At 43.3% G+C, this 12,960-nt stretch carries 8 protein-coding genes; 1 reads left to right on the forward strand and 7 read right to left on the reverse strand.

The window, feature by feature from the left end; translation table 11 throughout:
* Positions 1–43: 43 nt before the first annotated feature.
* Entirely contained in the window at positions 44–1,627 is a 1,584-nt protein-coding gene (locus M917_RS02670) for a transcription antitermination factor NusB (protein WP_021813214.1), read from the reverse strand.
* Between the two features lie 114 nt (positions 1,628–1,741).
* Positions 1,742–2,854: a methionyl-tRNA formyltransferase gene (gene fmt / locus M917_RS02675; protein ID WP_021813215.1), complete on the reverse strand. Its 1,113-nt coding sequence runs from the start codon at positions 2,852–2,854 to the stop codon at positions 1,742–1,744.
* Between the two features lie 318 nt (positions 2,855–3,172).
* On the opposite strand from fmt, the gene M917_RS02680 reads away from it, so the two are divergent.
* On the forward strand, positions 3,173–6,079 hold the full coding sequence (locus M917_RS02680; RefSeq protein ID WP_021813216.1) for a response regulator: 2,907 nt from the start codon (positions 3,173–3,175) through the stop codon (positions 6,077–6,079).
* Positions 6,080–6,283: 204 nt separating this feature from the next.
* On the opposite strand, the gene M917_RS02685 is transcribed toward M917_RS02680, so the two are convergent.
* From M917_RS02685 to yidC, 5 genes are all read right to left on the reverse strand, one after another.
* Positions 6,284–6,958: a riboflavin synthase gene (locus tag M917_RS02685; protein ID WP_040641736.1), complete on the reverse strand. Its 675-nt coding sequence runs from the start codon at positions 6,956–6,958 to the stop codon at positions 6,284–6,286.
* Positions 6,959–7,618: 660 nt separating this feature from the next.
* Positions 7,619–8,665, reverse strand: coding sequence for a bifunctional diaminohydroxyphosphoribosylaminopyrimidine deaminase/5-amino-6-(5-phosphoribosylamino)uracil reductase RibD (gene ribD / locus M917_RS02690; RefSeq protein WP_021813218.1), 1,047 nt, complete (start codon positions 8,663–8,665; stop codon positions 7,619–7,621).
* Between the two features lie 97 nt (positions 8,666–8,762).
* Complete coding sequence (nrdR, locus tag M917_RS02695) at positions 8,763–9,221, reverse strand: transcriptional regulator NrdR (RefSeq protein WP_021813219.1); 459 nt, start codon at positions 9,219–9,221, stop codon at positions 8,763–8,765.
* An 87-nt stretch (positions 9,222–9,308) separates the two neighbouring features.
* On the reverse strand, positions 9,309–10,745 hold the full coding sequence (gene mnmE, locus M917_RS02700) for a tRNA uridine-5-carboxymethylaminomethyl(34) synthesis GTPase MnmE (RefSeq protein ID WP_021813220.1): 1,437 nt from the start codon (positions 10,743–10,745) through the stop codon (positions 9,309–9,311).
* 205 nt (positions 10,746–10,950) lie between these two features.
* Complete coding sequence (gene yidC, locus M917_RS02705) at positions 10,951–12,633, reverse strand: membrane protein insertase YidC (protein ID WP_021813221.1); 1,683 nt, start codon at positions 12,631–12,633, stop codon at positions 10,951–10,953.
* Between the last annotated feature and the right edge of the window lie 327 nt (positions 12,634–12,960).

Raw genomic sequence — 12,960 nt, forward strand, 5'->3', positions numbered from 1 at the left:
GTTGTCCTGTCTACAATAAGGTTAGTCAATAATTAAAAACGATTTATTCAGCAGTTTTATGCAATAACGCATAATAAAAACCATCACCACTCTCGCTATTGATCGGCAAACACTGGCGACCGATGGTTTGGGCAATACCCCAACTACAATCTTCGGTAAATTCAATTGCGACCGCATCATTATGATAGCTGATAAAGTCCTGCATTTGCGCCACATTTTCTTGCTTTAGGATAGAGCATGTTACATAGAGCAGATATCCACCCGCTTTGAGCTGTGGCCACAGATTGTGCAATATATCGGCTTGTAACAATGCAGTTTGTTCGACGTCTTCTTCGGTACGCAAGATACTAATATCAGGATGACGACGAATTACGCCCGTCGCAGTACAAGGAGAATCAAGCAATATTGCATCAAATACCGGCTCATTGGTAGCTGCTTTTTTATTTTTTCCATGCTGCCATCTGGTTGCATCGGCACAAACAATATTTAGCGCAATATTTTTTTCTGCTTGCTCTAAATCATGCTGCGTTAAAGTCAAACGCTGTAGGTTGTCATAAATACGTTCGATACGTGTCGCTTCATTGTCGATAGCAGTCAGCTTGATTTTAGAAACAGACGATGTCGCTTCTACATTTTCTTGTTTCACGTGAAACAATGGTGACTGAACATCTGAGCTGAGCAACTCTAACCAATGCGCAAGCTTGCCACCTGGTGCTGCGCAAGCATCTAGAATATGTATCTCACTGTTATCGCCTTCAGTATTATCAGGGTCGGTAACTTTGGTATTAAGCTTAGCCATCAATGCTTTGTGGATAATTGGTGCAGCAAGTTGCGCATGCATGTCTTGCACGCTAGCAGCGCCTTGGGCAAATTGCGGCAAAGCATTCACAGCGGTGGTTTGATGTAGTCTAAACCCTTTGGTTGATAGCGTTGCAGAAGCAGCGGCATCTGACGAACCTGCCAGTTGTAAGCCACTCATTAGCTCAACCAAGTCTGCGTCCACTTCTGCACTGTACAATTCTTTTTGATAGTCATCTATCGACGTAACAGCCGTATTCACTCGCAAAAACATTGGTGCAGCTTGGCGTAAGCCTTGAGTTAGCTCGTCATACTGCTCGCTCCAGTCTTGCTTAAGCTGATAAGCGAGCCAATTCGGTAGGCTATGTTTTTTATCACATTTCTTACGAAATTTGCTAGGATTTTTGGCGACTTTACGCAAGATGGCATTGATTAAACCAGTTGCATGAGCAAATTCAATCTCTTTTGCCGCTTCAACTGTTTCATGAATCGCGGCATGATCGGCCACTTCTAAATACAGCAATTGCACTAAACCCACTTGAATCGTGGTACGAACTTCAACCTCATCGATAGGATTATCCGCTAAAGTATCTAGCAAACGCGCTAACGCATACCATTGGCGCAATGTCGTTAATAATAGCGCATGAGCAAAACCTTTATCGCCGTCGTGCAGACTGTTTAGTAACGGATCAAGCACGCTTGCGAGCGACTGACCGTTTTGAATTGCCAGTAAGGTGCGAATTACCCGTACACGTACGCTGCCATTCATAATAAGGTTGCTAGATGGTTTGAGCTTGTTGTTTCTTGGCGCAGTGTTGGTTTGTCTCATTAAATTGGATTTCCTTGACGTATGATCGATAACGTCTGATAAAAGTTAGATTATTTGGTATCAAATTAAAAATATTAAAATAAGCAAGATGAAACTGTATAAATTTGGCGTGCGTTATTTCGAATCGGTTATGAACTGATCGCCATCGTTCAACTGATTGCCATGACAGATTTGCTCGGCGGTCATTGGCTTACCGCCAGCAAACTGCAACTCAGTGATGGCTAAAGTACTGGCTAATGGCTCAATACTTTTTACTTGATTATCTTGTTTAGTATCAGCTTGTTTGGTATCAGCATCCTTACCACAAGCCACCAATATCGCTTTGCCTCCAACGCTAATGACGGTGCCAGCAGGCTTATCAGTTTTCTGCGTTGTATTAATAGGTAGTGCTGCGAGTATTTTGACACGCTGCCCTGCTAAAAAAGTATAAGCACCTGGCCATGGTGTCAATCCGCGAATTTGTCGCTCGATAGTAGCAGCGGGTTGTGTCCAATCGATTTCGCCTTCGGTTTTGACGAGCTTTTCGGCATAGTTGGCTTGGCTGTCGTCTTGGACAATCGCCTGTGCTTGATAATATGCCAAGTCTTTTATCACGGTAACAATAGCGATCGCACCAAGCGCTGCCAGCTTGTCATGCAAGCTTGCTGCCGACTCTTGTGCTTCAATAGCACAACTGACTTTATACAGCATATCGCCAGTATCCAAGCCCTTATCCATCTGCATAATCGTAATGCCCGTCTCATCATCGCCCGCCAAGAGTGCACGATGAATGGGCGCAGCACCGCGCCAGCGTGGCAATAAGGAGCCATGGATGTTGAGACAACCATGCGTGGGGGTAGTCAATACACCTATAGGCAAAATAAGCCCGTAAGCTGCGACAATCATGACGTCTGGTTGGTAAGTACGCAAGGTCTGCCGCGCTCCCATACCTTCTGTACTGGACTTTTTAAAGGTAGCGGGTTGTTCAACGGCAATATTATGATTTAATGCCACTTGTTTGACTGCAGACGCTGATAATTTCTGACCACGTCCTGCCTTGCGATCAGGTTGCGTATATACTGCAACGATGTCTATATTCAGAGCGTCTTGCTGCTGAATTAGCGAGATAAGACTACTAGCAGCAAACTCAGGCGTGCCAGCAAACACCACTCGCAAGCGCTTTCTAGAGAGGTTGTTCTCAATTGTAGATGAGGCGGATAAATTGATAGCAGGAGCAATTATAGTCATAATCATGCATTATATATGGGTAGTGTGCCCATTATAGGTGAGTTTGCGATGTTGTGCCATGATTGTAACAGCAGCAATCGGGCGTTACTAATGCTCCTTTTTATCTTTATAATAAAAAACAAGCAACGCAATTTTTATGTGTCTTTTTATTAAATGCTGCTTTATTGAGCGATATATTATCCGTATAGTCAAAGTATTCTTAAATTGGTACGATTTTAACCTCGCTTAATGCACTAATTGTACTCGCTTGCCTTGTACCCACTTTAAACTGCTTAGACTATAGTATATTTTTTCGTGCCTATATGGGGCCAGGCTTTCATGCAACAGTTTCAGTCCTTACAACGCTTACTTCTATTTTATACATTGACTTTGCTGGCTATGTTAGCGCTGTATTATTCCACACTGTTTTATGAAATAAAGAATCATAGTGAACAACACAGTATATATACCTTTCGTTTATTGCAGCATGACGTTATTAAACAGGCGAGCCTATTAAACAGTGACATTAAAAAGATCCTAAAAGACCCTGCATTTGAAGAGGTTAGCTATCAGCTAATCTTTATGACGCCATCTGGGCAGACCTATATTCATCGCCATACTCGTCCTAATGAGACTGCTTTTGCGACTGTCACCTTTCCTACTATTGACTCGCCAAACTCTAATAACAGTAGCCGCGGCGCTTATACAATCAATAACTATCACTTAACCGGTACTATTAGAGTTAAAGACGGTCATAAAATTCACCTTATGTTACGTCACCAGCCGCTCGATATTGATTGGATATCTTATCGTTACTGGCTACCCTTGATGACAGCGATCATATTTTTTATCATCACTTTACTTTATATGCTCAATCGTCGCCTCAATTGGGAGCAGCTGCTGATTTATACCGACAACTTGAGCAGTCATGCAAAAGAAGCTTATACGCCGCCGCCTTTTGTACATAAAAACTCTACCACTGAATTCTTGCGCTTAGGCCATGCGCTGAGTCGGGCAGGCTATCAGCTGCACAGTGATTATCGCCGTATCAAAACCCTAACGCATCGGCTTGAACGTTTGGTGAATCAAGCGCCATTACCGATGCTGATGATCATGCGCCATGGCCAAATTAGCTTTTTTAATCGAAGTTTTGAGCGCATCTTTATCTCTTCGTCTGAACTTGATAACAACCATGAGTTAACGGATTTTATCGCTGGTAAGGACGAATCCACTCAGCTAATCCTACAGACATTATCTAGCTTACGCGTCACTCGCACACTAACCGTTTACGGATTAACAAATCAACATAGTTATCACCTACATGTCACACCATGGTTTGGTGAGCATGGGCAAATTCACGGCTTTACCGTACTTCTTAACCCGATCAATGAATTCATCAATCAAATTGAGCAATTGCAGCAACAAAACCAACAGCTACAGCGAAAACTCGATCAATTAAATACGTTTCGATCCCGTATCGGTCGTCAATTGCGCGTACCACTAGAGGCAATAATTGATACCCTTGAACCGATCAATCCCCAAACTCCGCCTGAAGAGCGGAATGACGCATTAAAGACGTTGATTAAATCCAGTCAGAGTATGCTAGCGACGCTCAATGACGAGCTAGATATAGGAGAAATAGAGGTAAGGAAAACTCGACTTAATATTGCACCTGTCGATATCTATCAACTTGGTCAAGACGTTAGTAACTTGATCATAAACAATACTAGACAACAAGGACTAGAGTTAAACTATTTCTTTGTTCCAGATAGTCCACGTTGCATTGATACAGACGACCTTCGTTTGCGCCAAATCCTCGTAAACTTGTTAAAAAACGCCATAAAATTCACCGTCTCAGGCTGCGTGTCACTTACTATTGACCGCGTGACTCAAGCGCAAATCATCCAAATCAGTAGCGACAGTTTGCTGCCCGTTGTTGGTAACGCACATAAAAACAAGGGAAAAGAGCCGTCACCTCACTGGCTTCGTTTTAGTATAAAAGATACGGGCATCGGTATGACAGCAGATAAACAAAGACAGCTACTTGCTGATTTCGATCAAAATATCAGCCAAAACAATAAGATAGACCAAAAAACCATTGCAACTGGTGTTGGCTTAAATAATGCCAATAGCTTCGCGCAACTATTAGGCGGCTTTATTGAGTTGCAAAGCTCTATCGGTGAAGGCAGTACTTTTACTTTGTATCTCCCTTGTCGCCAGCCAAAATATCAATCGGTATATCATCGCAATACGCATTTGACTCGCATTCATCTGATCGCCATCGTCAATCAACCACTGGTTGCCAAAAACTTGCAACGCCTTTGTGAGCATTTATCCCTATCGACAACCATTCATACTTCTGTAGATCGAACGACCATACAACAGTTAACCAATCAATGGGCTCAAACCAAGCAAACGCTCGCCCCTATATTGCTATTGGATTACGAATACTATGAAACCATCAGCGCCGCTTCCTCTAATCGTGCAGTCACTGATGATACAAGTTGGCGTGATCAAGAAACAGAAAAAGCAAAGAGTACAAACGCCCCCTTTCTAGAAAGACAGCTAAGGACAGTAGATAGCATATTAAGGAATACCGATGGCCAGCAAGCATTACATACCCTACTCACCCACCCTAGGCTACCAAAGATATTATTTAGTATGAAACCTGAGCGCCGTATTCCTTCTAACGTGTTAGATAAACATGAAGGTTTTTTGAACAAACCACTGGATGCTACCTTGTTGTTGTCTGAGTTGCTACGCTTGACTTTGCCCGCAAGACAAGCACTTACCCAGCTAACAAACCCACCAATCAATGTAGAAAACAACAGCGGTCAGTTAGTACCAAAAGACATTGCTGAACCGGTCAGCGACACCTTATTGCCACTTATTTTAGTAGTAGAAGACAGCCCCACCAACCAAAAAATAGCCTGCAAAATACTAAGCAAACTTGGTTATCGTAGTGGCACAGCAGCAGATGGTCAGCAAGCCCTTGAACAGCTGAAGAGTCAGCGTCAAGATATTTCCCTTATTTTGATGGATTGCCGAATGCCTGTTATGGATGGGTTGCAGGCTACGCAAGCTATCCGTGCGCAAGGTGATGACATTCCTATTGTGGCTCTGACCGCCAACAATACGGAAGAGGATCGCGACGCTTGTATACAAGTAGGCATGAACGATTTTTTGTCTAAACCTATCAATATAAAAGAGCTAGAAGCGGTTTTACAGAAATTTATTACACAATAATGAAAGTCTTTAAAACAACCTCTAGCTCTTGAAGATTGGTTTTGGCAGCGAGCTGAACATCGATCAATAACTTAATGGCAACTTCGTACGTTCTTGCGTGCGCTCTTAGGTATAGTTGATCCAATTTGAAAGTGGTACAAGGCAACCGAGTGTAGATGTATATTTAATACTTCAAGCGAGGTTAACGCCGTAACTCTTTTTATATCACTTCATAAAGCCATTATCTGCTAAGAACGCCTCTGTAATTTGGCTTTGCGGACTAGGCGCATTCATGCTGCTCGCTGCTGACTTATTTATCAGACGCTCTAAGTAGCGCGCAACGATATCTACTTCGATATTGACCTTAGCTCCCACTGGCCAGTGTTTGGCGATATTGGTCACTTGTGCAGTATGCGGAATGATGTTTAAAGAGACAATGTTGTCACGTACAAGGTTGGTCGTTAGGCTAATACCATCGACCGTAATAGAGCCTTTAGTCGCCGTATAATGCGCCAACTCTTGCGGTATCTCAATTTCAATATAGATAGAACGCGCATCTTGTTGCAGCTTACTGACCATCCCTACGCCATCGACATGACCGGCGACAATATGCCCGCCAAAACGAGTGGTTGGTAACATTGCTTTTTCTAAATTGACAATATGACCAGCTTTCAGTTCATTCAGAGCTGTGCGAGCGATAGTTTCACGTGAAACATCAACAGAGTAATGATTGCTACCAAAATCCACCACGGTTAAGCAAATACCGTTCGATGCAATGGAGTCGCCCAATTTCACATCACTGAAATCCAGCTCATCAGACTCTATCGTCAAACGTATATCGCCCCCTATTGGTTGCATAGACTTAACTTTTCCCACACTTTCTATAATTCCAGTAAACATATAGACCTCATCTCATATTTTTGGCATTTATTGCCTAATTCATATCGCATAGCTAATGTTGCATAAATTGGTTTATTCGGCGAAACGTGCGCTTATTTTAATCTTATAGAGGATATAGTTGATACCAAATAAAATAGATACACCATATTATGATGCGAGACTGGCACAAACTTTTCTTGCTTACTGTGCCTCTGCTGCTAGAGGCTACAAAAAATTTATCCCAGCTTCGCTGACTTTCTTTTATATTGACCTGACTATAAGTTGTGGATAAGTAAGGATAAATCAACCCGTCACCCTTCAAAAACTCATACTTATTCAAAGTTATCCACAGAATAACTCAATTTCCGACAGATTATCCAAAATAGATAAAATATATATAACCTATTGATTTATATATCTTTGTTATAAAATTTCAATGAGCATCGCTATTTTCTGTTTCATGTGAAACAAAGTTATGCACAGTTCCATGTGAAACATTGTTTTTGCCAAATGACTTATACACACTTGTCTCATACGGCATAAAAGTTGTGGATAAGCGGCTTATAAGTGATACCCTTTGCAGAAATTAGAGTAGTAAGGAAAACGAGTTCAGCTACGACGCATTGGGCGATAAACAGGTTTTACACAGCCAATCATACTTTTGGGTTGGGCATAACCATTTTATAAAGGCAATAACGTTAACTTGAGGTCAGAGCCAATCTGTTCATGGCTATCAACATTAAAACGTAGCTGCTGCGCCAAAGATAATGGATTAAATTCAACCATTGGTCGTGCTTGAGCGCCCAACAAACAAGGCGCTTGGTAAACAATCAATTCATCTACCAGCTGCTGACTCAAAAAACTACCTGCAACACTAGCACCAGCTTCTACCAATACGTCATAACATTGATAGTCACTCACTAACGTTTTTAATAAAGTGGTCAGATCATCTGTGCGCCAATATACGGTATCTGGACGACGACACAACTGATAGTCAGACTGCGGACTGTGTGTTAAGCGTTGACGTCTATCAAGCACTACCACCATAGGCGTAGGCACTTGCTCAGGTGACACACCTAACTGGTTAGAACGTACATTGAGTTGCGGATTATCAGCAATAACGGTTTCACTGCCCGTAATAATAGCGCCACTTTGTGCCCGCAGTATTTGTACATCTGCGCGGGCAGCCGCTGAGGTAATCCATTTTGACTCCCCTGATGCCATCGCTGTACGTCCATCGAGACTGGTGGCAATTTTGAGACGCACATAAGGCATTTGTGTACGCATCGCTGTTAAAAATCCATGGTTTAATGCTTCTGCTTGCGCGGTTAGTACGCCTAGCGTAACCTCGATTCCAGATTGCTCTAATAACTTTACACCGCGTCCTGCTACCTGCGGATTGGGGTCAAGACCTGCAATCACGACGCGTTTAACACCAGCGGCAATAATTGCCAGTGCGCAAGGCGGCGTGCGTCCCGTATGGCTACATGGCTCCAAGGTCACATACGCAGTCGCACCTACTGCGCGCGCGCCAGCTTCTCTGAGCGCAAACACTTCTGCGTGCGGCTCACCCGCTTTGGGATGAAACCCTTGACCGACCACCTTGTCTGCTTGGACGATGACACAACCAACTGCTGGATTGGGTCTAGTGGTATACAAACCCTGCTTGGCTTGCTCGATAGCAAGCATCATAAAATAACGATCTTGCGAGTGGTTTTGAATCGACATAAAATAGACTTAATCAATGATTGATCGTGATTATTGGAAGGTTCGTTTAAGACAATAAAAGCGCTCAGCTCAAAAACATGCCCTAGAGCAAGCTGACTTATTTCTCATTTGGGCGAATATTGGCAATTTCTTGATGAAACGCATCGATATCTTGAAAATCCCGATAAACACTGGCAAAACGTACATAAGCAACATCGTCCAACGTCTTAAGCTCACTCATGATGATTTCACCCAAAACTTTACTGCTAATCTCGCGCTCACCCATCTGCCTGACGCGCTTCTCGATACGGCTAATCATCGCCTCTTGCTCATCGATAGTGATAGGACGCTTTTGCAAGGGCAATAAAATAGAGCGACGCAATTTTTCATTGTCATAAGGCTCAATCTTGCCACTGGATTTGATGATTCTTGGCATCACCACTTCTACCATCTCGAAGGTCGTAAAACGCTCTTGGCAGGTATTGCAGGAACGGCGGCGGCGTACTTGCGCGCCTTCGGCAGCAAGACGCGAGTCAATCACTTTCGTCTCTGACGCATTACAGTACGGACAGTGCATCACATATTCCTTATATTATTAAAAGTAAAAGCGGTCACTCGTGTAATCAACACTTATAACAAATGATTAAAGTGTCTCACTGACTCGCTACTTGCCAATACAAAAACTGCCAAATATTTTACCTAATAAATCGTCTGCACTAAATTCACCTGTAATCTCACCCAAGCTTTGCTGGGCGTGGCGTAAACTTTCGGCAACCAGCTCGCCTGCCTTAAAAACAGTCAGTTGTTCATGCGCCTCAGTCAAACATTCTGCCGTTCGGCGCAAGGCATCTAAATGGCGCGTACGCGCAATCAAGCTATTCTCTGGCGGATGAAAGCCCACTTTAGCACATAAGGTCTCGACCAATTCATCGATACCAGTGCCTGTTTCACATGAAACATTGACTTGTTCATAGCCTTTACTGCTGATTTCAATTTGCGCGGCAGTGGCTATTTTTTCACCATTATTATCGTTTAAGAGATCGCTCTTATTGGCGATAATTAATAAGCGTTTGGCTTCTGGTAGCTCACCAAATAGCTGCTTTGCCAGCTGTAGCGGTGTACTTTCTTCTTCCAAATCACGAGTGACATCATAGACCATCAGCAACATATCAGCCTGAGTGATGGCGGTACGCGCGCGCTCAATACCAATGCGTTCGACGGTATCTTCAGTCTCGCGCAGTCCTGCCGTGTCTGTTAAATGCAGGGTCAAACCATTGAGTACGACAGTTTCTTGTAACGTATCACGAGTCGTGCCAGCCACATCCGTAACGATGGCCCGTTCTTGTCCTGCCAGACGATTAAGTAGGCTTGATTTGCCAGCATTTGGTCGGCCTGCTAAGACCACATGGATACCATCACGCAACAGCTGACCTTGTTTTGCCGTTGCCAATACTTGCTGTATTTTTGCTTGCGTTTGCTCAAGCTTGGTCTGTATGACGCCGTCAGACAAGAAATCTACATCCTCTTCATCAGGGAAATCAATCGCGGCTTCGACATGTAGACGCAGATGAATAAGTTGCTCTAATAACTGGTTAATCTTTTGTGAAAACTCACCGCTCAGTGAGCGAATGGCGCTGCTGGCAGCGGCGGCACTGGTGGCATCAATCGCATCAGCAATGGCTTCTGCTTGTACCAGATCTAATTTATCATTATCAAAAGCACGGTAAGAAAACTCACCAGCGCTCGCCTGTTTTGCACCCAATTCAAAGACGCGTGCTAATAGCTGGTTTTGCAGAATTATGCCGCCATGACCTTGCAGCTCAATCACGTCTTCACCAGTGAATGAGTGCGGACCTTTAAAGTAAAGTACCAACCCTTCATCAATCACCGTACCGTCAGCCTGATAAAAACGACAAAAACTTGCCATTCGCGGCGTAAAAGCAGACTTACCAGTAAGGGCGCAAGCAATGGCATAAGCACGTGTGCCTGACAGACGTATGACGCCAACACCCCCACGACCAAGCGGCGTGGCAATGGCAGCAATCGTGGCCAATCCAGAGGTATTAGATTTTTCAGACGAATCAGGAGCAGTAAATGCCATCTCTAATGAATCCACAAATATTCTCAATAGCTAAAATCACCATTATAGACGGCTGGAAGCAGACTGACAAAGCAAACTTTAGATGGCCATACTTTTAAGCTTGAGTCTCACATGCAATAACAATAAGAAATAACACAAAGTTCGCACGTATAAAAAAACCACCGCTTACGCGGTGGTTTCATTCATAGTGCTAAACGATGGCTAATTAATCAAGCACTTTAACGGTACGGCGCTTTTGCTCTTCTTCGACTTTTCGGTTGACAATATATTGCTGAGTCATACTAAACAAGTTATTCACCGTCCAGTACAGCACTAGACCTGCTGGGAAAAATAGCATGAAAGCGGTAAAGATAATCGGTAAAAACTTCATCACTTTCGCTTGCATCGGATCAGCTGGCTGTGGATTTAGCTGCTGCTGTACAAACATCGATGCACCCATTAGCAATGGTAAAATAAACCATGGATCCATCGCTGATAAATCCTGAATCCATAAGATCCAAGGCGCATGGCGCAGTTCAACACTTTCGACCAATACCCAATACAGCGCTAAGAAAATGGGCATTTGCATCAAAATAGGCAAACAACCCGCCATCGGATTGACCTTCTCTTCTTTATAGATGGCCATCATCTCTTGCGACATCTTCATGCGATCATCGCCATGCTCTTCTTTGAGCACTTTTAATCTCGGAGCGATAGCACGCATCTTCGCCATTGAGTAGTAGCTCTTATTAGAGAACCACATCAGAGCAATTTTGACTAAAATCGTCAGGATGATAATTGACCAACCCCAGTTACCAACGACTTTATGAACCCCATCCAAGATAGCAAACAAGACCTTGGATATTGGCCATAATAATCCATAATCAACGGTCTGATTGAGTCCTACTGCGACGTCTTTTAGCTCAGACTGTACTTTTGGACCTGCATACAAGGTTGCATCCAAGGTTATTTGTCTATTTGGGGCAACATTAACTGGCTGACTGTTAAAACCAATAAAGTAATCATCGCCCGTTTCGCGGCTAAAGAAATTACCCGTAAAATTATTAGGTGTCCATGCCGACACAAAATAATGCTGTACGATGCCAACCCAACCTTCATTACTGGTCGTGGTCAACTCACCATCATTGAAATTGCCGAACTTTAACTTGTTATACGGGTCGTCAGGTGTACCCCAAGCGCCGCCTAGATAAGTCGCCATACTCAGCGCGCCTTTATCAGACATACCAGGGTCTTTACTGTCGTCGCGTTTCAACTGCGCAAACATCTGACCTTGCCAAGCGTTTGTAGAAGCATTTTGAATTTGGTAGCTAATATCAATTGGATATTTATTTTCTGTAAAGGTGAAAGTCTTGGTAATTGTCACGCCATCTTGTTTATAAGTTAGCGGTACTGACAACGTTTGCTGCCCTTCTTCCATCACATAGTTATTCGCAGTATGGCTGTAATTAGCGCGACCTTCTGCTGTATCAATGCCATTTGGGCCAATCAAACCAGACTGTGCTACGTACACACGATTGCTGTTATTTTCTAGCAATACAAAAGGCTTATCACTATCGAGCGTCGCATCATACTGCTTGAGAGCAGCATAAACAATATCACCGCCTTCTGGATTGATTTTTATATCATAGCGATCGGTTGTTACCGTGATGAGTCCTGTGTCTTTAGCAGGAGTGGCAGTCACAGTAGCGTTATCGACAGGCTGCGTCTGTACCGGAATATCACCTGCTGCACCAGTCGTAGAAGGAATGTCAGCACCTACTGAAGTGGTAGTCTCTGGCACCGCATCTACAGCTGGCGCATCGGCATAATCATCTCGCCATGCCAAAATCAGCAGATAAGCGGTGATTAGCATCGCAATGATGATCATCACCCGAAATATCTTTTGCATAAACCTTTCCTAGATTAAAAAATTAGGGAATGAAAAATTAGGGCATGTGTCATGACCACACAGCACAGCTCTCTTCATATCCAGCAACTGTATTGGGAGTCATTTACATAAAATGTGCATCATTTTACTAAAAATCTGCTTTAAATGATACCAAGAGTGTGGATAACTTGTGGGTAACTCACAAGTTATGATACTAAAACCAAGTATAGGGACTGTATAGTCGGTTCTAAATAAAACAGAACCATTATATTCCGACGCTGAACAGGTATAAGTTTTTCTGGCTTGCTGTGCCTGCGCAGTCTCGATGCTACGAAACTTCTCGTTTAA

The sequence above is a fragment of the Psychrobacter aquaticus CMS 56 genome (assembly GCF_000471625.1).
Taxonomy (GTDB): Bacteria; Pseudomonadota; Gammaproteobacteria; order Pseudomonadales; family Moraxellaceae; genus Psychrobacter; species Psychrobacter aquaticus.

Coding starts and splice junctions, on each gene's coding strand:
- M917_RS02670 (WP_021813214.1), bottom strand. CDS start 1,627: ATGAGACAAACCAACACTGCGCCAAGAAACAACAAGCTCAAACCATCT.
- fmt (WP_021813215.1), bottom strand. CDS start 2,854: ATGACTATAATTGCTCCTGCTATCAATTTATCCGCCTCATCTACAATT.
- M917_RS02680 (WP_021813216.1), top strand. CDS start 3,173: ATGCAACAGTTTCAGTCCTTACAACGCTTACTTCTATTTTATACATTG.
- M917_RS02685 (WP_040641736.1), bottom strand. CDS start 6,958: ATGTTTACTGGAATTATAGAAAGTGTGGGAAAAGTTAAGTCTATGCAA.
- ribD (WP_021813218.1), bottom strand. CDS start 8,665: ATGTCGATTCAAAACCACTCGCAAGATCGTTATTTTATGATGCTTGCT.
- nrdR (WP_021813219.1), bottom strand. CDS start 9,221: ATGCACTGTCCGTACTGTAATGCGTCAGAGACGAAAGTGATTGACTCG.
- mnmE (WP_021813220.1), bottom strand. CDS start 10,745: ATGGCATTTACTGCTCCTGATTCGTCTGAAAAATCTAATACCTCTGGA.
- yidC (WP_021813221.1), bottom strand. CDS start 12,633: ATGCAAAAGATATTTCGGGTGATGATCATCATTGCGATGCTAATCACC.